Origin of the sequence: Shewanella sp. 10N.7 (genome assembly GCF_020806285.1) — a bacterium.
Classification (GTDB): Bacteria; Pseudomonadota; Gammaproteobacteria; order Enterobacterales; family Shewanellaceae; genus Shewanella; species Shewanella electrodiphila.
In genome coordinates this window covers 357871-379568 of sequence record NZ_JAJGZS010000001.1, presented here as the reverse complement: position 1 = coordinate 379568, position 21698 = coordinate 357871, and the positions used below count along the sequence as shown (strand labels likewise).

21 protein-coding genes are annotated in these 21698 nt (G+C 39.6%); 10 read left to right on the top strand and 11 right to left on the bottom strand.

Annotated features, from left to right (window positions below; all coding sequences use genetic code 11):
* Positions 1 to 8: 8 nt before the first annotated feature.
* The gene (gene surA, locus LMH66_RS01635; RefSeq protein WP_229367986.1) at positions 9 to 1313 is read right to left on the bottom strand and encodes a peptidylprolyl isomerase SurA; all 1305 of its coding nucleotides are present in this window, start codon (positions 1311 to 1313) and stop codon (positions 9 to 11) included.
* A 134-nt stretch (positions 1314 to 1447) separates the two neighbouring features.
* Positions 1448 to 3748: an LPS assembly protein LptD gene (lptD, locus tag LMH66_RS01630; RefSeq protein ID WP_229367982.1), complete on the bottom strand. Its 2301-nt coding sequence runs from the start codon at positions 3746 to 3748 to the stop codon at positions 1448 to 1450.
* 176 nt (positions 3749 to 3924) lie between these two features.
* Here lptD and LMH66_RS01625 point away from each other — a divergent pair, with 176 nt between their 5' ends.
* The 5 genes from LMH66_RS01625 to LMH66_RS01605 all read left to right on the top strand — a co-directional run bounded on the left by LMH66_RS01625 (position 3925) and on the right by LMH66_RS01605 (position 8171).
* Positions 3925 to 4884, top strand: a complete 960-nt coding sequence (locus LMH66_RS01625) for an aminoglycoside phosphotransferase family protein (protein WP_229367980.1) — start codon at positions 3925 to 3927, stop codon at positions 4882 to 4884.
* A 48-nt stretch (positions 4885 to 4932) separates the two neighbouring features.
* Positions 4933 to 5613 (top strand): N-acetylmuramate alpha-1-phosphate uridylyltransferase MurU, encoded by a 681-nt coding sequence (gene murU / locus LMH66_RS01620; protein ID WP_229367977.1) that lies wholly within the window; start codon positions 4933 to 4935, stop codon positions 5611 to 5613.
* A gap of 57 nt (positions 5614 to 5670) precedes the next feature.
* Complete coding sequence (gene djlA / locus LMH66_RS01615) at positions 5671 to 6447, top strand: co-chaperone DjlA (protein WP_102529845.1); 777 nt, start codon at positions 5671 to 5673, stop codon at positions 6445 to 6447.
* Positions 6448 to 6582: 135 nt separating this feature from the next.
* Complete coding sequence (locus LMH66_RS01610; protein ID WP_102529844.1) at positions 6583 to 7206, top strand: outer membrane beta-barrel protein; 624 nt, start codon at positions 6583 to 6585, stop codon at positions 7204 to 7206.
* Positions 7207 to 7220: 14 nt separating this feature from the next.
* Complete coding sequence (locus LMH66_RS01605; RefSeq protein ID WP_229367975.1) at positions 7221 to 8171, top strand: D-2-hydroxyacid dehydrogenase; 951 nt, start codon at positions 7221 to 7223, stop codon at positions 8169 to 8171.
* A gap of 92 nt (positions 8172 to 8263) precedes the next feature.
* Here the strand turns inward: LMH66_RS01605 and purT are convergent, their stop codons facing one another.
* On the bottom strand, positions 8264 to 9460 hold the full coding sequence (gene purT, locus LMH66_RS01600) for a formate-dependent phosphoribosylglycinamide formyltransferase (protein WP_102529842.1): 1197 nt from the start codon (positions 9458 to 9460) through the stop codon (positions 8264 to 8266).
* Positions 9461 to 9725: 265 nt separating this feature from the next.
* Here purT and LMH66_RS01595 point away from each other — a divergent pair, with 265 nt between their 5' ends.
* Complete coding sequence (locus LMH66_RS01595) at positions 9726 to 10109, top strand: DUF3302 domain-containing protein (RefSeq protein WP_229367966.1); 384 nt, start codon at positions 9726 to 9728, stop codon at positions 10107 to 10109.
* A gap of 2 nt (positions 10110 to 10111) precedes the next feature.
* Positions 10112 to 11260, top strand: a complete 1149-nt coding sequence (locus tag LMH66_RS01590; RefSeq protein ID WP_229367963.1) for an HlyD family secretion protein — start codon at positions 10112 to 10114, stop codon at positions 11258 to 11260.
* 65 nt (positions 11261 to 11325) lie between these two features.
* On the opposite strand, the gene LMH66_RS01585 is transcribed toward LMH66_RS01590, so the two are convergent.
* Positions 11326 to 11868 (bottom strand): DUF4136 domain-containing protein, encoded by a 543-nt coding sequence (locus tag LMH66_RS01585; RefSeq protein WP_229367960.1) that lies wholly within the window; start codon positions 11866 to 11868, stop codon positions 11326 to 11328.
* Positions 11869 to 12103: 235 nt separating this feature from the next.
* Between LMH66_RS01585 and LMH66_RS01580 the strand changes: the two genes are divergently transcribed.
* Positions 12104 to 12409: a DUF1289 domain-containing protein gene (locus tag LMH66_RS01580; RefSeq protein ID WP_102529838.1), complete on the top strand. Its 306-nt coding sequence runs from the start codon at positions 12104 to 12106 to the stop codon at positions 12407 to 12409.
* Positions 12410 to 12534: 125 nt separating this feature from the next.
* On the opposite strand, the gene LMH66_RS01575 is transcribed toward LMH66_RS01580, so the two are convergent.
* From LMH66_RS01575 to glnD, 7 genes are all read right to left on the bottom strand, one after another.
* Positions 12535 to 13788 carry an ATP-binding protein gene (locus LMH66_RS01575; RefSeq protein WP_102529837.1) on the bottom strand — a complete coding sequence of 418 codons (1254 nt, stop codon included), beginning with the start codon at positions 13786 to 13788 and terminating at the stop codon, positions 12535 to 12537.
* Positions 13789 to 13805: 17 nt separating this feature from the next.
* Positions 13806 to 14519, bottom strand: a complete 714-nt coding sequence (locus tag LMH66_RS01570; protein ID WP_055024304.1) for a winged helix-turn-helix domain-containing protein — start codon at positions 14517 to 14519, stop codon at positions 13806 to 13808.
* Positions 14519 to 14935: a DUF3019 domain-containing protein gene (locus LMH66_RS01565; protein WP_229367956.1), complete on the bottom strand. Its 417-nt coding sequence runs from the start codon at positions 14933 to 14935 to the stop codon at positions 14519 to 14521. The genes LMH66_RS01570 and LMH66_RS01565 overlap by 1 nt, the downstream gene beginning before the upstream one ends.
* A gap of 2 nt (positions 14936 to 14937) precedes the next feature.
* Positions 14938 to 15813 carry a MipA/OmpV family protein gene (locus tag LMH66_RS01560; protein ID WP_229367954.1) on the bottom strand — a complete coding sequence of 292 codons (876 nt, stop codon included), beginning with the start codon at positions 15811 to 15813 and terminating at the stop codon, positions 14938 to 14940.
* A 178-nt stretch (positions 15814 to 15991) separates the two neighbouring features.
* Entirely contained in the window at positions 15992 to 16252 is a 261-nt protein-coding gene (locus tag LMH66_RS01555; protein WP_229367952.1) for a hypothetical protein, read from the bottom strand.
* 150 nt (positions 16253 to 16402) lie between these two features.
* Complete coding sequence (locus LMH66_RS01550) at positions 16403 to 16921, bottom strand: YcxB family protein (protein ID WP_229367950.1); 519 nt, start codon at positions 16919 to 16921, stop codon at positions 16403 to 16405.
* 31 nt (positions 16922 to 16952) lie between these two features.
* Positions 16953 to 19601: a [protein-PII] uridylyltransferase gene (gene glnD / locus LMH66_RS01545; protein ID WP_229367947.1), complete on the bottom strand. Its 2649-nt coding sequence runs from the start codon at positions 19599 to 19601 to the stop codon at positions 16953 to 16955.
* A gap of 123 nt (positions 19602 to 19724) precedes the next feature.
* Between glnD and LMH66_RS01540 the strand changes: the two genes are divergently transcribed.
* Together LMH66_RS01540 and LMH66_RS01535 are read left to right on the top strand one after the other, a co-directional pair.
* On the top strand, positions 19725 to 20447 hold the full coding sequence (locus LMH66_RS01540; protein WP_229367945.1) for a pseudouridine synthase: 723 nt from the start codon (positions 19725 to 19727) through the stop codon (positions 20445 to 20447).
* A 76-nt stretch (positions 20448 to 20523) separates the two neighbouring features.
* On the top strand, positions 20524 to 21483 hold the full coding sequence (locus LMH66_RS01535; RefSeq protein WP_229367943.1) for a LysR family transcriptional regulator: 960 nt from the start codon (positions 20524 to 20526) through the stop codon (positions 21481 to 21483).
* The last annotated feature ends 215 nt before the right edge of the window (positions 21484 to 21698 follow it).

The following is a 21698-nucleotide window of genomic DNA, read 5'->3' as shown; positions in this document are numbered from 1 at the left end:
AAATTTGGTTAACCTCGAGTACTCTCTGGTTCAAAAACTTCAATGTAAGCTTCTGTACGCATTTCATCTAACCAGTTCTGCAGTTCTTCGTTAAATTTACGACGATAGATTAACTGATGAGCACGGTTACTATTAAACTGATCCGTTGCATCAGTTGTACGTTTTTCTTCTAATTGAGCTATGTGCCAGCCGTGTGTGGTGCGGAAAGGCTCACTTATCTCATATATTTCAAGACTGTTTAGTGTTTGAGCAAACTCAGGTACGTAAACAGTTGGTTCAGCCCAACCTAATTCGCCGCCTTTAGCCCCTGAACCAGGATCTTCTGAATATTGACGGGCTAGATCTGCAAAGTCAGCTTCACCTGAACGAATTTGTGATAAGAAGCTTTCTAGCATTGCCTTAGCGCGATCTTCAGAAAGGATCGGTGACGGTTTCAGCAGAATATGGCGTGAACGTACTTCACTGATTTCTTGGGTTTGTAGACCTCGGGCATCCATGATTTTAATAATATGGAATCCAGAACCACTTTTAATTGGACCGATAACATCGCCATTTTTCGCATCAGTAACCACCTCAGCAAAAAGTGTAGGCATTTCATTGATGCTCATATAATCCCAAATACCGCCTTCTAGCGCTTTAGGTCCTGAAGAAGAGGCAATAGCTGTACGTCTGAAATCTTCACCCTCATTTAAGCGATCAAGTACGATGTTAGCACGCTTGCTTGATGCTTCAAGTTGCTCACTGGTTGGGTTGCTAGGCACTTCAATTAAGATATGACCTACTTGGAACTCAACATCTTTAAGGCCTTGCTCTTGAATCATCTTAACTAAGTTATTGATCTCTTGAGGAGAAACTTGAATACGACGCTGAACTTGAATACGTTGAATTTCACCAATGGTAATTTCTTCACGAAGTTGTTCACGGTATTGACCGAAGCTCATGCCTTCGCTTTCGATCTGTTGTTGCATTTGGCTAACAGTTAACTGTTGCTCTTTAGCAATATTTTCGATGGTTTGATCTAATTGTAAATCACCAATTGAAAGACCGATTCGTTCAGCCATTTGTAACTGTAAATGAGTTAAAATTAAGCGTTCAATAACTTGAGTGCGTAAGGCATTATCTGAAGGCAGACCTTGACCCGCTTTTTCAGCATTTGATTTAACCGAAGTGATCATATGGCTGATTTCGCTTTCGAGTATGATACCTTCATTGATTTGCACGGCAACGCTGTCTAGCGGCACAGGAGCAGCTATCGATACTTGGCTTGCAGCCAGAGTAAATAAAGCAAAAATCATTTTCTTACAGTGTTTCATCCACAGAATCCTTGGCACTTAAATTTTCTAATTATTATTGGCACTGTCGCCAAAATAGTGTTGTTAACGTTTAATAGGACTATTTGTTTTCCACTAGGTTCAGCAATCTATCACAAATGGTGCATAAATGATGGCTAATTGCTTAAGTAAAGTGGTTTGCGATAGTTAAATAATCCTTCGTTTAGCATATCTTCAACACCGAGAGGACCAGAACCACCTAAACCTTTAATAATAAAGTTGAGGTAGACGCCACTCTCAAATTGTTCTCTAGTATCAATACTAGGGTTTAAATCATCGTCGTAATTGGTCTTGATGCGGTAATGATAACTTAAACGCATTGCCCAGCAACAAGCCTCATATTGCACCCCAGTGTAGGTTTCAATACTACGAGATTCGTTGAGGTCGTAATAAAAATTACCCACAAAATACAAATCATCGCTAATAGGCCATGAGGTACGCATACCCACCTGAGAAATATCTACTCGGTCGTTGGTATTGGTATTTAATAGGTCTGGCACATAGCGATAACTAAACTGAAGCAACTTATCATTACTTGGACGAAAATCTAATGTCACTTCACTTTTCTTGGTTTCACCTTGTTCACTATCAAATTGCACTGCACCACTAATGAACCAATCTTGGTAAAGGTTAGCATCCACTTCAGCGGCTAATACTGAGGTTGACGGTGATACTTCAACATTCTCATCAGCAAAGTTAATTTTACTGTCTTGGAAATAAATAATTTGACCAATACTGACTTTTAATTTCTCGATATTCGCGTCATCAAATAAACGCGTTGTGAGACCTAATGTCATTTGGTTTGCATCAGCGATTCTATCAAGACCTGAGTAACGTCGGTCGCGGAATAAACCAAAGTAATCTTCTTGTAATTTAGCTGAATCGTAAATGCCAATACCATCTTGGTCTTCATAGCCGACATAAAGGTATTGAAATTGTGGCTCTAGTGTTTGCCTAAAATCGGCGTCAAACATATGGGTTTGACGCTCAAAGTTAATTTGACCGTGCAGTCGGGCTTGAGGGATGGTACGACTCACCGTATCTTCAAGTTCACTATCACTGGCAATATTGTTTTGCCAATATTGAGTTTGAAGTAACTTTATTTCACTGGTCAATGAACCCGCTGGGCCCTGAATAGGTAGGGTAATACTCGGCTCCATGTGGAAACGCGTTGCCGTTGAGTATTCATTTTCTTTGTGCTGAAAGTTTGTTAATTCAGAATTAAATTTGAAATCTAACCCTTCCCAGAAATCATTAGTTTGATAATTAAAGTTAAGCTGTGGCATGACTTGATACGGCACTTCGTCTTCGCCCAACACTTTAATGTCTTGGACCTTCATACCAAAATCCCAATCTTTTTCAAAGTAATTGATTTCACCCACTCTCGATAACTGATTATCGGTAGAACGATTGACATCTGAACTTAAATCATTGAAATAGTTATTATCTGATACGTCTGTAAAGTTCGCTTGTACACGCCAATTTTCATTAATTGAACCTTGGTGACGCCAGTGGTAAAGGTAACGATCAGGACTATTGTCTAATTTGTCATCATTGGCGAGATATTCTAGGTTAAATTGACCGTCTTGGTCTTCACCTGCTAAATATCGAAATTCTGTTTTAGAGTAAAAACCACGTGCAGACATATAAGTCGGCGTGAAGGTTAGATCATACTCAGGCGAAATATTCCAGTAATAAGGCGTGCTAACTTCAACACCATTGGTGGTGCTGGTGCTAAAGTCAGGGAATAAGAAACCCGACTTACGCTTATCAGAAATTGGAATCGTCATATAAGGCACATACATCACGGGTACACCCGCAATACGGATTTTAGCATCCCAAATTTCGCCCCACTCTTCAGTGCTATCAATGCGGATTTCTTCCGCTTCTAACAGCCACGAATTATCGCCTACAGGACAAGTGGTAAAATTGGTATTGCGTAACTCAAGGTTATTTTGTTCAGTGACTTTTAGTTGTTCAGCATCGCCATGAATTTGCTGACCATGCAACCAATATTGCGCACCATTTAGTGTCGCGCTACTGGAAACCATTTGCGCATTGAGGGAGTCCGCTGTAACAGTGAACATCTCATCTGAGAAAATTAAGTTACCATTGGCATCTAATTGTTCATTTTTTTGGTCCAAAATAGCTTCGTCAGCGCTGATATGACGAGTACCTTGGCTAAAACTGACGTTACCTGAGAAATGTGCTTTATCGCCCATAGCAGCTTCTGAACGATCAGAAATGATCACAATATCTTCAGCTGATAAATTAGGGACTTGTTGGCGTTCGTCAATCGAACTAGAAACCGGTGGGTTAATCACACAATGAAGCTCAACCGCTTCTGTGTCAGTGGGTTCTTGTGCCGAGACTAGGTTAGGTAACAGGCTCAATGCCAGAAAGTAGCGGATCTGCATTTTAATTAATGATTATGAATTCTTAGTCTAGACAAAATGAATCGAAAAAAAGCCGCAGCTAACAATTTATCTTTAGCTGTTTCCAAATGTTATGTTGGCTATAATAAAGCAATTTTCCCATAAGAGCCATTGAGATGAGTTTATCAGATAGAAGATTTATTTTATTAAGGAGTTGGTTGAGTCAATATTTTAAGACAGAGGTGTCTATTGAACTCATTTGTGGGGATGCCAGTTTTCGTCGCTATTTTCGAGTTAAACATTTAGCAAACTCTTATATAGTCTCAGATTCACCGATTGAATTGGTGCCGATTATGCCTTTCATTTATATGGCGAAAGCTTATGAAAAGGCTGGTTTGATAGCCCCGAAGATAATTGCACAAGATGAGCTAAACGGGTTTGTTTTACAGTCTGACTTAGGTGATGAGCAGCTTTTAAATCAATTAAACGAGCACTCAGCGACCGATTTGTACCGCAAAGCCTTGGCGTTATTACCTAAAGTCGCCACCGTCACTGAAACTGAACAAGGCGTATTACCTGTTTATGACCAAGCATTTGTGGCGCGAGAATTAGACATATTTACTGAATGGCTGTTAATTAAACATTTGGGTTTGACTTTAAGCCACAGTGATAAAAAGATTATAGAGCATGCATTCAGTGTATTAACAACAAGTGCGCTTGAACAGCCAAGTGTCGGCATGCATCGAGATTTTCATAGTCGCAATATCCTCGTTGTTGATAATGAGCTAGCGCTGATTGATTTTCAGGATGCCGTGTTAGGGCCGGTTACTTATGATGCTGTTTCTTTACTAAGAGACTGTTATATCAAATGGCCAAATGAGATCATTGATTCATTAAAACAAGAGCATTGGCAGTTGTGTCTACAGCAAGGGTTAATGTCTAATAATGTTACTTTTACACAATATCAAACATGGTTTGATTTAATGGGCTTACAACGACATGTTAAAGCCGCAGGCATTTTTGCTCGACTGAATCATAGGGATGGAAAAGCGGGTTACCTAAAAGATATTCCGTTAACTTTAACCTATATCGTAGAAGTTGCCGCTTTATATCCTCAGCTACATCAGTTTGGTGACTGGGTTAAACAACATGTATTACCAAAAGTTAACTGTGCGTAATAGCATGAATTCTAGATGTGTAAGCCATTTTTATTAAAGAGGTTATAGATGAAGGCGATGATTTTGGCTGCTGGGCGGGGAGAGCGCTTAAGACCTTTAACGGATAAAGTGCCTAAGCCATTAGTTAAGGCCGCAGGTAAATCCTTGATAGTTTATCATCTCGAAAAGCTGGCTAAAGCCGGCATCAAAGAGGTAGTGATTAATCATGCTTGGTTAGGCCACAAGTTGCCGGAAGCATTAGGTGACGGCAGTCGCTGGGGATTATCAATTCAGTATAGCGCAGAAGAAAAAGCCTTAGAAACAGCTGGCGGGATTAAGCAAGCATTGGCGTTATTGGGAGACAAGCCTTTCTTACTTATCAATGGCGATATATATATCGATGAATTACCTGATCTAGAGCAGGCAAAGTCTGTAATGCGTGCCAATTCAGAATTAGATGCTTTTTTATGGTTAGTTGATAATCCTAAGCATAATCCACAAGGGGATTTTGCTATTATTGATCAACAAGTGTCTGAATCTGAAAGCAATAAGTTTACCTATTCAGGAATGGGAATATATCACCCCAAAATGTTTACTGAATTAGCTCCTGGAAAAAGCGCTTTAGGTCCTTTATTGAGACAAAAAATATCGCTTGATAAAATAGCGGGTAGCTATTCTGGCTCATATTGGTGTGACGTAGGAACAGTAGAGAGATTGGCACAGCTCACACACTATATTGAAAATCATTAATGTATTCACTTAACCAAGGCGTTCGTAGCAGCTTGGTGTAATTTAGCGGGAAGTTTGATGCGTATTTGGGGCAAAGTTTTTGGGTTTATCATTGGCTATATGTTCGGCAGAGGTTTTGGTGCTGTTTTAGGGCTGTGGTTAGGTCATTTATTTGATAAACGAGCAGGGTTTGCGGATATGATGCGCAAAGGTCAAGCCCGCCAAGCTCAGTTTTTTAATACGACCTTCACAGTAATGGGCCATGTCGCTAAAGCCTCTGGTCACGTCACTGATGTTGATATTCGTATCGCGTCAATGTTGATGGATCAAATGAAGCTCACTGGTGATGCCAGAAAGGATGCCCAGACGGCATTCAGAAAAGGTCGTGATGCCGATTTCGATTTAGTAGAAACCTTACGTGAATTTCGTGCTATGAGCCAAGGTCGAACAGAAATTCTGCAAATGTTTTTGGAAATTCAAATTCAAACTGCGTTGTCCGATGGTGAATTACACAGCAAAGAAAAACAAATTTTATCTACAGTTGCCAAAGAGTTAGGTTTAGGCCAAGCTCACTTAGACGCGCTACTTAATCGATGGCAAGCCGAGTTTCATCATCACCAGTCAGGAGCTGGCAGTGCAATGCAACTTGATGATGCTTATTCGATGCTGGGTAAAGAAGAATCTTCAAGTGACCAAGAAATTAAACGGGCTTATCGCAAATTGATGAATGAACATCATCCCGATAAATTAGTCGCTAAAGGTCTGCCAGAAGAAATGATGGAGCTTGCTAAAGCCAAAGCACAAGATATCCAGTCGGCATATGAAACCGTCAAAACATCCCGAGGAATGCGCTAAAAATATTCACGGAAAAAGTATGAGTTAGCTCGGGATTATTATTCTAGTTATTGTTCGAGCTAATATTCGAGCTAATATTCAAACAATTTCCCGAGCTATTTCAATGATAATTGCTTGTTGTATACGGAGTTACACATGAAATTAACCGCTATTGCGAGTTTCGTTACTATTGTCAGCACTGCTGCAATATCTTTTTCATCTCAAGCTGAAATTTATGTTTCCCCTTTTGGTGGTTATAGTTTTGGTAGTAGTGAATTTGATATTTCAGATCCTAATACCAGTGAGAGCGGTAAGTTAAAAATTTCAGAGTCAGAACATTATGGCGTCATGATTGGTACGACAACCAAAGATCCTGGCAATATCTATTTTCTATACAGTACGCAAGCAACTGATGTGAGAAATGGTGCTTTTAGCAATGAAGTGTTTAACGAGCTTGATGTTGATTATTTCCATTTAGGTGGCAGTTTATATTTTCCAAATGGCAAGTTTAAACCTTACGTAACAGTTACAGCTGGGGCAACGCATATGCGCCCAAGCGGTGATTACTCATCAGAGACACGCTTTTCGATGGGCTTTGGTGGTGGTGCAGCATATGAAATCACGCCGCAAGTGGCATTATTTGCTGATGTAAGAGGCTATGCGACATTCGTTAATTCAGATAACACATTCTTTTGTGGCCCTAATGAGTGCGTTTGGCATATATCTGCTGATGTCATGTGGCAAGGGCAGGCCAATGTCGGTTTAGAGATTAAATTTTAAATAGGTGACCGAGCATGAAAATAGTCGTACTTGATGGCTATACACTCAACCCTGGCGATCTTAAATGGGCATCTTTGTCTTCACTAGGTGAAGTGGAAGTATTTGAACATAGTTCAAATGATCAAATAATACCTCGCAGTCATCGAGCTGATATTGTGCTTACTAATAAAGCTGTAATCTCTGAAAATGTGATACTGCAGTGTCCACAACTTAAATATATTGGTGTCACAGCAACAGGGACGAACGTTGTTGATATGAATGCTGCTAGTGAACGTAATATCGTGGTAACCAACGTGCCTGCTTATGGACCTGATGCCGTAGCTCAGATGGTATTTGCCCTTATTTTACAGCACTGCCAACAAGTCTCTTTGCATGACCGCGCGGTTAAGCAGGGTCAGTGGACAAGCTCTCGGGACTTTTGCTTCACTTTATCTCCTTTAATGTCACTCAAAGGAAAAACCATTGGTATTGTGGGCTATGGTGATATTGGCCAACAAGTGGCTAAGTTAGCAATCGCATTCAATATGAAGGTGATTATTACTAGCGGCACAGAAAAGACAGGGTTATCAGATAATGTCACTTGGCAGCCACTTGCAAGTTTGCTGGCACAATCAGATATCATTTCATTACACTGCCCGTTAAATGAAGCGACTGATAAGATGATTAATCAAGGCAGTTTATCTTTATTGAAAGTGGGGGCGTTGCTAGTGAATACAGCACGTGGTGGTCTGATTGATGAAGCGGCATTAACACAAGCGTTGAATCAGCAGCAACTCTTCGCCGCTGTTGATGTACTTTCTACTGAACCGCCAGACAAAAATAATCCTTTGTTATCAGCCGATAATATTATTATCACTCCACATATTGCTTGGGCAACAATTGAAGCTAGGCAGAATCTATTGAACATTGCAGTAAATAACGTGAAGCAGTTTTTGAATGGCTCACCGATTAATACAGTGAATTAGCATGTCTTAAGCAATGCTCAAGTAAAAAGCCTAACACTCACATGTTAGGCTTTTTCGTTTTACCAATAAGGTACTCAGCATTCAAATGCGAGCTAAAAAACGACCTTTACTTCAGCTGCAGAGCGTTTGGCTTTAGCGATTGATGAGTCGATGTCTTTATCTCTTGCAAGCGCGACACCTAGTCTTCTGCGGCCATCTATGTCAGGTTTACCAAACAATTTTACTTGGGTGTCTGCTTCCAATAGAGCATTTTCTACACCTTGATATCGAATGTTACTTGATTGGCCTTCAGCAAGAATAACCGCAGATGCACTGGCACCATGCTGCCTGATTTCCGTGATTGGCAGGCCTAAAATAGCGCGAACATGTAATGCAAATTCAGAGATATCCTGGCTAATGAGTGTAACTAAACCAGTGTCGTGTGGTCTTGGCGATACTTCAGAAAAGTAAACTTTATCACCTTTGATAAAGAGCTCTACTCCAAAGAGGCCAAATCCACCTAAGGCTTTCACTACTTGTTCACCAATTTGTTGTGCTTTTTCAATCGCGACAGCTGACATTGCTTGTGGCTGCCATGACTCACGGTAGTCACCATCTTCTTGTCGATGACCAATCGGGTCGCAATAATGAATGCCATTGATAGCACTAATGGTTAATAGCGTAATTTCATAATCAAAATCAATAAAACCTTCGACAATCACGCGGCCGCCGCCAGCACGTCCGCCTTCTTGTGCATATTGCCAAGCTTGCTCTATTTGCTGCTCGTTTTTAATGACGCTTTGCCCTTTTCCAGAAGAGCTCATAACAGGCTTCACGACACAAGGTAATCCAATTTTAATTATTGCTGCTTTAAATTCGCTTAAGGTATCGCAAAAGAAATAAGGTGAGGTTGGGATGCCTAACGTTTCAGCTGCAAGTCTTCTAATGCCTTCACGGTCCATGGTTAATTGTGTGGCTTTTGCTGTTGGAATCACATTGACCCCAGTGGCTTCGATTTCCACTAGTGCTTGTGTCGCAATGGCTTCAATTTCAGGGATAACCAGATGAGGCTGCTCAAGTTCAATTACCGCTTTTAATGCAACTTCATCGAGCATATTGACGATATGAGAGCGGTGTGCAATTTGCATTGCTGGAGCATTAGGGTAACGGTCGACTCCAATGACTTCAACACCGAAGCGCTGCAGCTCAATGGCTACTTCTTTTCCGAGTTCGCCGCAACCTAGCAGCATGGCTTTTATAGAGCCTTCAGTACCGGCAGTACCAAAGTTGAAAGGAGTATGAGCGTTCATTGTTTTACCTTGTTAGGAAGCTTGTAGGGATATCACTGATTCATTTTATCTTTTATTCGTAATCGATTGATTAGCAAAGGCTATAAATGTGTAAAAGATCACGAGAAAAGAGTTATTTTTTTAGCGAATAAACAGGGTATTACAGTTATTTTATTGTTGAGTGTATGCTATCTTTGAGTTGCAATTGTGTTGCTTGGTTGTCGGGTGACACTTTGGATTTATTTTGGTTCGATTAACTTGCTTTACCTTCTAGTAGGAGAGTTATATGTTTTTGGATTATTTTGCTTTGGGACTTTTGTTCTTTGTAGCATTAGTTATTTTCTATGGTGTAATTGCCATTCATGATATTCCCTATGAGATTGCCAAGAAGCGTAATCACCCACAACAAGATGCACTTCATATTGCTGGCTGGGTCAGCTTATTTACCATGCATGCTATTTGGCCATTTTTATGGATTTGGGCAACCTTATATCGTGAAGACAGAGGCTGGGGGTTTAGTAATGGCAAAAAGCGTGAATTAATCCTCGAAGGTGAGGTGTGGGAGTTGATGGAAAAAGTTGAACAGTTAAATCAACGTTTAGGCAATCTTGAATCTCCAGAAACCAAGCAGTCTCAAACAGAGACCACCACACCACAACAAGAGGCGTAATTATGGATCTGTTACTGATTTTAACTTACACCGCGCTATGTGTTGCTGTTTTTAAGATATTCAAGATCCCGTTGACTAAATGGACGGTACCCACAGCTGTTTTAGGTGGCATAGCATTAATCGGTACCTTATTGGTATTGATGAACTATAACCACCCCTACACTAAGTATACACGTGAATACTTTGTGTCTATTCCAATTAACCCTGCGGTTCGTGGCTTAGTGGTTGAGGTAAATGTAAAGCCTAATGTTCCTGTAAAAAAAGGCGACATATTATTTAGAATTGACCCCACTCCTTTTATCGCGGAAGTTAAAGAAAAGCAGGCCGCACTGGAAGATGCTAAACAAGCTGTACCGCAACTGAAAGCGTCGTGGGACAGTGCGATTGCCAAAGTGACCCAAGCTGAAGCTAACCGTGATAGAGCTAAGCAAGCTTATGAACGTTATGACGAAGGTAAACGAAAAGGTGGCAAAAACTCGCCATTTTCTGAAATTGAACTGGATAATAAGCGCCAAACTTATTTAGCTTCAGAGGCTCAGTTTAAAGCTGCTCAAGCTGATGAAATTCGTTTCCGCTTAGCTTTTCAATCGAATATTGATGGCGTAAATACCGATGTTGCAGTTATTCAAGCTCAATTAGACGAAGCGCAATTTAATCTTGAGCGTACTGAGGTTAAAGCGCCTGTAGATGGTGTTGTCACTCAGATGGCACTTCGCCCTGGTGTTATGGCAGTGCCTATTCCACTGCGTCCCGCGATGACATTTATACCTGATGAAGATAGATATTTTGCTGGCGCGTTCTGGCAAAACTCATTGCTGCGTTTAAAAGAAGGTGACGAAGCCGAGCTTATCTTAGATGCAATGCCTGGTGTGGTTCATAAAGGTAGAGTCGTTAAAGTCTTACCTGCAATGGCTGAAGGCGAGTTGCAATTTGGTGGCACATTACGATCTTCAAATGAGTTGTTCAAGCGAGGCCGCGCGCTCGTGCTTATTGAACTTGATGACGAAAATGAATTGTTAGCTAATTTACCTGCGGGCGTAGCAGGGCAATCTGCGATATATACAGAGCATTTCACTCATGTATCGATCATTCGAAAAGTATTGCTACGAATGCAAGGTTGGCTGAACTACTTGTTTGCTGAAGGGCATTAAAACTAAGCTAATATAAAAAAGTCCGCGATTGCGGACTTTTTTATTATTATTAGTTGGTAGTTAGTTTAGCTTTTCGGCTGTGGCGGGAATAGAGCGAGTATTTGGTTGATAGTTTTACTGGTTTCTGCCACTTTTTCATCGCCACCGGCTTCAAAATCGAATTCATCAGTGCCGCGCCAAATCAGTCGATTTTCTTTTGTATCAATCATATCAACTTGAATCACTTGAATTTTAGCACTGTCGCTGCCAATAGGAATGCCCATACTAGTGCCAACACCCACTCCACCATGACTACCACTAGTGCCAGTACCTAGGCCAATAGAAAGGCCTGAACTCTTAGGTTTGTCTTTAGTGAGGAAGGCATAGCTGACAAGAAAGTCACTTTGCTCTGCTTGTTCTGTGAAGCCTTTTGCAATTAATGTTGTTCGTATATTGGCTCGAATTCGTTCGGCGCTCAGTTGGTCACCTTGGTCGGGAGTTTCAATGAAGTGGAAACTCTTTAACTGACTAAAATCGTACTTTGTGTCGTAGTCGGAGTTACTTTTGGTACTTTGGCAAGCACTGATAGTGAGTATAAAACAGAGTAATAAAAGATGGCGAAAAATCATAGGAACTCCAAAGGTGTTTGCTGCTAATAACCGATAAAAGGTTGGGGAAAGTTTCATCATTTTGACGGTATAGCCGTAGTCTTATTGTTAATAGCTTAATTCAATTTAACCTAGTTAACCAATGTTATACCTATATTAAACTATGATTTATATGATGATTAAGGTCTTTCGAATATGCCTTTTACTAAATTAGTGCTAGATTAAAACAATAATTGTTCAATGATAAAGCGAGGATATGGAGCAGCTCAGTTTTCTTTCGGTACCAAGTCCGTGTGTAGGTGTGTGTCAAACTGATGCGCGCGGTTATTGTGTGGGCTGCCTTAGAAACAGAGATGAGCGTTTTAACTGGCTCCATTTCAATGATGCGCAAAAGCACAATATTATTCGTTTATGCTTGCAACGCAAACGTCGTCGACAATACGCAAAATATAAAGCTCATCAAATTGCTGTTAAAGAACAACAAGCTAAAGTGAATCCTCAGTTGGATTTTGAAGAAGAAAAAGAAGATAAATTAGATTTTGGCGATTTTTCTTTGGACTGAACACATTTGGACTTTTTGAAAAAAACCTCAACTGTAGCCCTTAAACCTTGCTCATTTTCTGAGTTAGTTATTGATTATGCTTGCGTTTAGATATCAGTCGCAGGCTTAAGTTTTACATTTCAATGTTATCTAGGCCAAATCAAAGTAAATGACGTGTTATCTTCATCACTCACTAGGTTCACTCTGCCTTTATGACGATGCATAATTCGCTTAATAATGGCCAAACCTAAGCCGTGACCTTTATTGCCTTTATGTTGTGACTTACTGCGGTAGAAAGGTTCAAATAATTTTTCTTGGTCTTCTTCTGGAATCGCTTCACCGTCATTAACCACAGATAAAAACACTAACCTTTCATCATAACTTAAATACAGCTCAATGCTGGTTTGAGTATATCTTTGTGCATTAGTGATAAGGTTTTGGATTGCACGTTCTACCAGTGGAGGCTCTGCCATGATGCACATTTCATTCCTCGCATAATGGAAATTAATTGGTTTATCACTGAGTGGCGTCAAGCGCGCTGAAAGGTCTTCAATCATGCTGATTAATTCGCATTTTTCTAGGCTTGGTTCTTGTTGAACTTCAAGGCTGGCGTAGGTAAGTAATTCCTGTAATAGCGTTTCCATTTCTTTGATATCTAACTGCATTTCATCAAGGAAATCTTGTCTTCGCTGCTCATCACTTTTCGGCTGACAATACTGTGGCAGAAGTGCGAGGGCAAATTTCAATCTTGCTAATGGCGTTCTAATTTCATGCGAAACGGCATTTGATAGATGCTTTTGGTTATCGATTAAGTCACTGATATGTTGTGCCATATCGTTAAAGGTATTTGCAAGCGGCGCAACTTGAGAGCTGGCATTTAGTTCAATGCGGGTATTCCATTTGGCTTCGCCAAAATTTTGAGTGGCCTTTTTTAAGGTTTTTAAATCTTTTGATAGCGGCCAAACCCAAATTAAAGCAACAAAAGCTAAGGATAAATAAAAGCCTATGGTGAATATGTTACGTAACTGTCCACGGGGGTCAATATCCACAGGTCCAGCCATTAGGACTTGATCACCTACAGCGATGAATTGTAGTTCGTGACTATTATCTGCTGTGGTCGTGATAATTTGATTGGTAGAAAAGACCACATCCCCACTTAATGCAATTTCATTTTTTTCGAACAACTGTAACGGATAAGGAAACTGATTATTAATGAGATTTAACTGGTGCTGGCGATCAGCTTTGGGCTGCTGAGCTAGGAGTAAGGCAAAGGCGATTAAAGGTGAGTCAATATTGTCGTTTTCTTCAACTTGTTGCTGCCAGAGGCTATCTAATGTCCAGCCTATACCCAAAAAGCTTAAGCTTAATAATAGGTATAGGCTGATGAAGAGTCTTTTCAAAGTCTTCTATAACTCGATTAGTTATTCCACGCTTCTGGCGCGAATAAGTAACCTTGTCCCCATACAGTTTTGATCCTGAATGGTGTTTCGATGCTATCGCCTAATTTCTTACGCAAGCGAGAAATACGCACATCAATTTTTCTATCTTTACCGTCAAAGTCGATATTAAGCAGGTATTGGTATATGTACTGACGACTTAATACTTGTCCTGCTTGCGATGCAAGTAGCCATAATAATTCAAACTCATGACTGGTAAGATCAACTTCAGTGTTACCTAAACGAATCGCTTGTGTATGAGGGTCAATACTTAATTTACCGAAACTTAAGCAGTGAGACTCTGGTTTTGATGGTTGTGCCTGACGGCGCAGTAAATTATTGATACGGGCAACTAATAAGCTAGGATCTACAGGCTTAACCACGTAATCATCAGCACCTAATTCTAGGCCTTTGATTTGGTCTTCCGGAGAGCCTAATGCGCTCATTAATAATATTGGACCCGCAAAATAATCAGGTAGTTTTTCACACAGGCTTAATCCATCAAGTCCAGGTAACATGATATCAAGTAAAATAATATCAGGCTTGTAACTAATCAATCGTGTTAAAACGGTATCGCCACGTCGTTCAACTTCAACGTGCATATCGTGTGACTTTAGGTAGTCCACAATTAAGTTGGCGAGACGGATATCATCTTCTACCAACAAAACTCTATGAGTTGATGGGGGGGTTGCCATTAAAATAAACTCCAAGGGTTACGGTAACGTCGACGAACTTTCGTTTCTGACGTTGTGGTGACTTTTAATCGTACGTCCGCCAATTCATTATTATTATTTTTATTTATTAAGACAAAATGAATATTTTTGTCTGTTTTTACAGAAATTTGCAATGAGTGTTCATTAACTGAGTCACTACACCACTGAGCCATGGATGGGTAATTTGAAGTGATACACACCAATTGTTCAGTGTCGAGCTGCCATTTTAGCACAATGTCAATTTCACAAATGCTGTCACCAGCATCAATAAGACATAAACGTGGGGTAGCCGAAAACTGTGCTTGCCCGGTAAGCGTATCAGCTTTGGCATAGAAAGCACTAAAAATCAGTATTAATATACCGAAAAAGTGATAGACCTTTTGCTCTTTAACAAACAAGCTTAAAACCTATATGCAGCTCCAACGAAATAGGAGCTCGAGTAATCTTCATCAATAATTGGGCTGTCGATTATTTCATCGGCTAATTGGGCATAACGCGCAGCTAGAAGTAAATCCCAGCTAGTTGAAATATTATAACGCGTTGTCAGTTCTATTGAGTTACTCCAACCTGAACTTGGTTGGTATTCTTCGCTCCAGTATGCACTCTCACTGGCTCTAAGACCAAAGTAATAGTTAATAACTTCTGAACTTTTCCATGTTGTTTTCAAGGCTAAATCAAAGCGCCAATCAGTAACCGCAAGTGAGTAAGTCCAACTTACATCCACTTCCTGACCATTATGTACATTTAATAAGTCATGAGCAGCAGCAATTTTTAATATACCTAATTTGCCATACCAGAAAAGTTCTACCCCACCATATACGGTGAAGTTTCTACTTTCAAGTTCATTTAAAACAGGAGGTTGGCTAACATCCTGAGTTCCAAAATTACTTATGGGTGGTAAGTCTTCTGTGGTATCGAAATTTACTGATTGGGGTAGGAAAATATTTGCAGGATCCCAACGATAGAAATAGGCTCGTTCATCACTATAACTTGTGGCTAGGTTTATGGTGAAATTTTCTTGTTCGGTTAGTGTATAACCGAAATTAAAATTATCGAAAAACCAATTTTCACCATAGTAAGCTATTGATGGTATTACATAAAGAGGTATGTCGTCGTAGCTCGTTAACGGGTTTGTTTTGTTACCATAGCCAAAAGCTACACTGATATCCCATTCGCCCACAGCAATACAATCACCTTCACTTTGACAAGGTTCATCTGCCATTGCTGGTGCAACTGCTAGGAAAAAGATAATTAAAACAACAAAAATTCGATACATTAAAAACAAACGACCTATTTATATCAAAAATAAAACAGCTAATGAGTGCGACTTTATCATTAAATTAAGGTCGGAAATATTGCTTTAAATAAATTGATACAAACTGATACTTATGGGTGTTGAGTGTAAATGGTGTTACCTGAGGTGTTATTTTATGGTATCGCTATGTTTTTAATGGTTATAAATTGTCTTTTAATAAGTTTGTTTTTGCTATCGCCTCTTGGCGTTGGTAACCCATTTCAATCAATTGTGCATTAACGCAATCAGATACAAATTGTTGCTTTTCAATCGAGTCAATTTGTTCTTCGCTGGCCATTTTAGTACACGCATCAGTGAGCGATATTAAGGTTTCTTTTGGTGCTTCAGCGTTATTGGCAAAAGCTATCGGACTCAAAAGTGTGCCAGTCAAAATAGTGATTATTATAGATAGTTTTTTCATGGATTGACCTTCATGGATTGACCTTTATCGATTGACCTTTGCAGGTTGTCCTTTATGGGAACTTATTATTAATGATTAATTTTTCAAACTTGTTCTGTTTAATCTTTTCGCTTGTTAATTGAGCAATTATTTAGTCAAAAGAAAACGAAATTAGTTCAATTTTTGTTGCACAAACGCTATAGCTGCATCATTTAAGCAGCGTTTAGAAACATAATGTTTAAGCTTTTCAGTGGTTAATAAGAAACCCTGATCAGTTTCTTTACCGCGAACGATATCAGTCCATTTTAGTAAATGGTCAATATAAGCCGACTTAGAATGGATGCCTTGTTCACTGATGGTTAATGTTACCGGGTTATTGGCAGATTTACTGATGAGTTGTCTCATTAACCACCATGCACGATTGAAACGAACTTGTAGTCCCTCTACAGCGCCAAGACCAATAAAGAAGTATGCAAGGTAAGGCGACACGTCAGTTTGAGTCATTAAAAAGCCAGCCACAATAAAGGCGATAGCTTTTAAATATCGCTTTGGACTGTTATTGATGACGACTGACTGATCAAATGTCTCTGCGAAATGAGATTTATCTAAAATGTATTCTTGAGAAAAACTGAAACCGATATCAGTTAAGTTATCGGTTTCAGAAGTAGATGGTGTATTGCTAGTTGACATATTGCACTCATAATCGACTTTAATGGCGCAATTATAAGGTTGAAGTGATCGATTTGACTAATTTTTCCTGTAACTCTATTTGCTCTAACTCAGTTAACTGAGCCCCATGCTGGTTTGATAAGGCAAAAACATTATCCGCACGCTCACCCACCGTACTGATTGCTGCAGAGTGAATGTTGAGATCCAGCGTTCTGAATGCACTCGCAATTTGTCCCATAAATTCATGGGTTTCTAATGCCAAAATATGTACTAGAGTTCTATCTGCTTTTTTAGAATGGATAAATTCAATTGTCGGTTTATTGTCAAAGTTTTTAGTGTGTCTTGATGGGCGTTTTTTAGGTGGTGACATATTGTCATCTAATATTTGGCGTAGCTTTTTAGTCACTTGTTTGCGTCTTTGGTCACTAAAAATAGGCTTGCCGTCAAAATCGAGCACTTTAAATGCCTCAACAACATAACCATCTTTGGTTTTAGATATCTGCGCTTGGTTAACCGATATTTTTAGTGTCGACAGGGTGTTAAACAGCGAAATAAACAGCCCAGGTCTATCTTTGGTATAAACGAAGACGTCGCTACAACCTTTTACGCTACTGTCATCAAGTATAATTAATGATGGCGGCTCAGTGACATTTTCTTCTGTAGAGGATAACTGATGTTCAAAGGCTGACTCATGTTCTAAAATGCCCAAGGTATATTTAGCTATTTCTGTTGGAATAGCATTACTGAAAAATGACAGCGGTAGGCGTTTCCATAGTCGGTTAACAGCAACGAGTTGCGTTTCATCAGCGTTAATTAATCCTAAAGCTTCTTGTTTATGCTCTCTGACTACCGTTCTTAATTGCAATACATTTTCAAGGCCATTACGTAAAGCTTTACGTGTTGCAAAGTATAAGTCAGTGAGTAAGCTGGCTTTCCAGTCATTCCATAAGTCATCATTTGTCGCTTGAATATCTGCAACCGTTAGACAATACAGTGCATCAAGTTTGGTAATACTCCCTACAGATTTAGCAAAAGTTTTAACCACTTCAGGATCGTGAATATCCATACGTTGAGAGGTGATAGACATTAATAAATGCTGCTCAACTAGCCAACTGATTAACTGTTGCTGGGATGTCTTAAGTCCGTGGAATTTGGCAAATAACTTAGCATCTACTGCGCCTAATTCGCTGTGATCTCCACCGCGGCCTTTAGCAAGATCATGGAATAATGCAGCAAATAAGATGGACTCTTTAGCTTGAAAACGTTCAAAAATATCCGCTGCTAATTTTTGATCGCTTGGGACGGTATCTTGAGTTAATTTATACAAGTTTTTAAGCAGTTTATGAGTATGCTCATCGACTGTATAGGCATGAAATAAATCAAACTGCATTTGACCAACGACTTCACGCCATTGGGGTAAATATGACGCTAAAATACCGTGCTGATGCATTAAGGTTATCGCTAAACCCATGCCATGAGGGTTCTTAAATAAGCTTACAAAAAGTTCGCGACACACCTGGTAATCTTGTAAATCGCCCATCAAACGTCGACGCACTTGTCTAAGCAATCTTAGTGTTTCAGGCGTTATCCCAGTGACTTTCTCATGATGGATAGCAATGTAGTTAAACATAGACATGATTTGTGAACGGTCAATAAATACATCTTGATTTTCAGCATGTATCTGACCGTTGTAAATTTGAAAGTTTTCATTTATTTGAATTATGTTAGGCTTTTTCTGCGGCACGATTTCACGTTCGAAATAGGCCATTAACATCAGGTTAAGTTCGCGAATACGCTTCATGGCTCTGAATAGCTGACGCATCATTTTTTCAATAGCGATATTGCCACTATCGCCAAAACCTTGCAGACGAGCGACTTCTGCTTGATGTTGAAGTAACAACCGGTTTTCTGGTCGATTAGAGGCTTGGTGTAGTGCAAAGCGCACTCGCCAAATGAAGTTTTGACACTCCATTAATTCAGCATATTCATCATCGGTTAAAAATTTGAGCCGGCGCAAATCTTTAAGGTCATCAATGGAGAAATGTTTTCTTGCTATCCAGGTGATTGTTTGAATATCACGCATACCACCAGGGCTGTTTTTTAAATTTGGCTCAATATTGAATGCAGTGCCTTGAGCTTTATTGTGGCGGCCTTTTTGTTCATCATATTTAGCCACAAAAAATGCTTCGCTTGACCAGACTGTTTCACCATATAGCTTACTAATGACTTGGTGTTGATGGTTTTCGTGGCCGCAAATATGTCTGATTTCAAGTAAGGTAGTAGCAATGGTGACATCTTCACGGCAGGCTAGATACGTGTCATCTAAACGCCTGACAGCATGGCCCAAATCTAAGCCTAAATCCCATAATTGGGTTAAAAAATCACTTAGCGTGCTGGCATCAGTCGCAGATAAATCGTCATCGTGAATAATACAAATATCTATGTCTGAAAAAGGGTGAAGCGTTTTGCGACCGTAGCCACCGACAGCATTGAGGGAGATAGTGTCGGTTTCGAATTGAAAGGCTTGCCAAAGGTGGTTTAGTAATATGTCGAAAAACTGCGCTCGGTGCTGCAGAATTTCTGCGATAGAACAACTGCTGATTTGTTGTTCTAACCAGGTATCAAACTCAGTAATGGCTTGTTTAAGCTCTACAATACTCATTTCTGGCTGTAAAATCGGATAAGCTGGTTGCAAAGACATATTACTCCTTATTGTTTTGCCCACAAACAGGGTATTCGATCTGGTTTATTAACTCAAACGAACCGATAAAATGAATAAGAATAAGTTAATTCTTTTAAATAGTTAAATGAGAACAAATTATTTATGCGTAGTAAAAGAAGTCGACTGGACCAATTCATCGCTCAGAAATTACAGGTTTCTAAAAAAGCAGTTAGGTTGCTATTGCTTGAAAATAGGGTGCAAGTCGATGGACAAATCTGTAAAGAGGTTGATAAGCAGATTAATGAATTTAGCCAAATCCTATTAGATGGAAATGGCTTACAACAACATTCTCGCCAGTACTACATGCTTAACAAACCGACTGGGGTTGTCAGTGCAACTAAAGATGATATTCATCCGACGGTATTATCTTTACTCGATGGCATCGATTTTGAGCTAATGCATATCGCTGGACGTTTAGATTTAAATTCGACAGGGTTATTATTAATCACCAATGACAGTCAATGGTCGCAAGCGCTAATGGCGCCTGAAACTAAGGTTGATAAACAATACCTTGTCACGCTTGCTAATCCAATTGACGATTCCTATATCAGTGCCTTTAGTGACGGAATGTATTTTGGTTATGAAGACATCACCACTAAACCTGCAAAGCTTGAGGTTGTGTCAGAATTTCAAGCAAGGGTGACTCTGCAAGAAGGTAAATATCATCAAATAAAACGAATGTTTGGTCGATTTAGAAACCCTGTGGTTGCACTTCATCGAGAATCCATTGGTAACATTTTGTTAGATAACGCCTTGAAACAGGGCGAGTATCGGCCTTTAGACGAGGTTGAGGTGCACGTCACAGAAAGCTTAATTGAAACTTAATTGTTTGGGGGCGGATCAATAAATCTTTACATTGTTCATGATATGTTTTGATGAATGTATCTTTTTAGGTTATCTAATGGACATAAAAGCGCTAAAAGAAATCAGTGAATTAGACATATTCAGTTTAATGGTGTTTAAACTTATTTACGAAACTGGATTTGCTAACCTTGCTGCCAGACAGCTAAGCGTCTCAGCTCCTAAAATTAGTCGTTGCTTAACAACATTAAGGTTAACTTTTGATGATGAATTATTTTACCGGCGTCAGCAGGGGCTAAAACCCACCGCATTAGCTGAACATTTATACCTACCAATTTGCGACTTTTGTGAGTCGGCAATGAATATTGAACGAATTGCCTGCGAAGGCAACAATACCAACTCGTCAAAAGTGCTCAATATCGCCGTAACGCCGATCATTATGACTTCTTTGTCAATGAGCTTAGGCCGTGAAGAGATCATGGAGCAATTGGGTAAAGTTAGAATCCATATGTGGGATGAAAATACGGAAGAGCAAATTCATCAAGGTGATATTGATTTAGGCATCAACTTTGGTCCTGCTGCCATTTCAGAACTAGAGTCAGAAGTCATTGGAACATCACTATCGACTTCAATCATAGCGAGACGAAATCACTCAATTTGGGATAGCAGTCATATTAGTCTAGATAATGTCGCTAACCATCATTTTTTAATTCTCGAAGGTAAGGGGTTTAATGATAAATTGGATCCATTTCAGATATTTTGCCGTCAGCTCGGAGTAGAGCTACCAAACGTTAGTAGAGTAAAGTCTATCGAAGAGTGGTTTTGTCACTTACTGACAATGAGAAGTATCAGCTTTATGAGTACAGCTGAGTCTAATGCGTTGGTAAACTTTACCGACCTTCGCGTGGAGAAATTACCTGCGTATGAAAGGCAAAAGCTGGTAGGTAACAGCCTTATACCTGAGTACAATTTGATTGAAAGAGGTTTGCCGTACAGACGTTATTGTGAAACAAGTCGCAAAATAATCCTCGATTCAGTTCTTGAGTTAGTTGTCCAATAATCAAGACATTCATCTTTAGTTAGACATTTAAAACGAAGAACTTAGTTCTTCGTTTTTTTTGGTTTTCATCTTTTTTGATGTTCTTTTTAGCGCTGAAAAACTGTAAAAGTCAGCCACCGCTTTCAATTAGTAATGTTCTTAAGACGGTTTTATTCTGTTTTGGATATGATCTAAATCAATGTTTTTTGAATGTATCACATTGATAGTAATCTGGA

Bases quoted from the DNA above. Each gene is read 5' to 3' on its own strand.
- surA (WP_229367986.1), bottom strand. From the start codon at position 1,313: ATGAAACACTGTAAGAAAATGATTTTTGCTTTATTTACTCTGGCTGCA.
- lptD (WP_229367982.1), bottom strand. From the start codon at position 3,748: ATGCAGATCCGCTACTTTCTGGCATTGAGCCTGTTACCTAACCTAGTC.
- murU (WP_229367977.1), top strand. From the start codon at position 4,933: ATGAAGGCGATGATTTTGGCTGCTGGGCGGGGAGAGCGCTTAAGACCT.
- djlA (WP_102529845.1), top strand. From the start codon at position 5,671: ATGCGTATTTGGGGCAAAGTTTTTGGGTTTATCATTGGCTATATGTTC.
- LMH66_RS01610 (WP_102529844.1), top strand. From the start codon at position 6,583: ATGAAATTAACCGCTATTGCGAGTTTCGTTACTATTGTCAGCACTGCT.
- LMH66_RS01605 (WP_229367975.1), top strand. From the start codon at position 7,221: ATGAAAATAGTCGTACTTGATGGCTATACACTCAACCCTGGCGATCTT.
- purT (WP_102529842.1), bottom strand. From the start codon at position 9,460: ATGAACGCTCATACTCCTTTCAACTTTGGTACTGCCGGTACTGAAGGC.
- LMH66_RS01595 (WP_229367966.1), top strand. From the start codon at position 9,726: ATGTTTTTGGATTATTTTGCTTTGGGACTTTTGTTCTTTGTAGCATTA.
- LMH66_RS01590 (WP_229367963.1), top strand. From the start codon at position 10,112: ATGGATCTGTTACTGATTTTAACTTACACCGCGCTATGTGTTGCTGTT.
- LMH66_RS01585 (WP_229367960.1), bottom strand. From the start codon at position 11,868: ATGATTTTTCGCCATCTTTTATTACTCTGTTTTATACTCACTATCAGT.
- LMH66_RS01580 (WP_102529838.1), top strand. From the start codon at position 12,104: ATGGAGCAGCTCAGTTTTCTTTCGGTACCAAGTCCGTGTGTAGGTGTG.
- LMH66_RS01570 (WP_055024304.1), bottom strand. From the start codon at position 14,519: ATGGCAACCCCCCCATCAACTCATAGAGTTTTGTTGGTAGAAGATGAT.
- LMH66_RS01560 (WP_229367954.1), bottom strand. From the start codon at position 15,813: ATGTATCGAATTTTTGTTGTTTTAATTATCTTTTTCCTAGCAGTTGCA.
- LMH66_RS01555 (WP_229367952.1), bottom strand. From the start codon at position 16,252: ATGAAAAAACTATCTATAATAATCACTATTTTGACTGGCACACTTTTG.
- LMH66_RS01550 (WP_229367950.1), bottom strand. From the start codon at position 16,921: ATGTCAACTAGCAATACACCATCTACTTCTGAAACCGATAACTTAACT.
- glnD (WP_229367947.1), bottom strand. From the start codon at position 19,601: ATGTCTTTGCAACCAGCTTATCCGATTTTACAGCCAGAAATGAGTATT.
- LMH66_RS01540 (WP_229367945.1), top strand. From the start codon at position 19,725: ATGCGTAGTAAAAGAAGTCGACTGGACCAATTCATCGCTCAGAAATTA.
- LMH66_RS01535 (WP_229367943.1), top strand. From the start codon at position 20,524: ATGGACATAAAAGCGCTAAAAGAAATCAGTGAATTAGACATATTCAGT.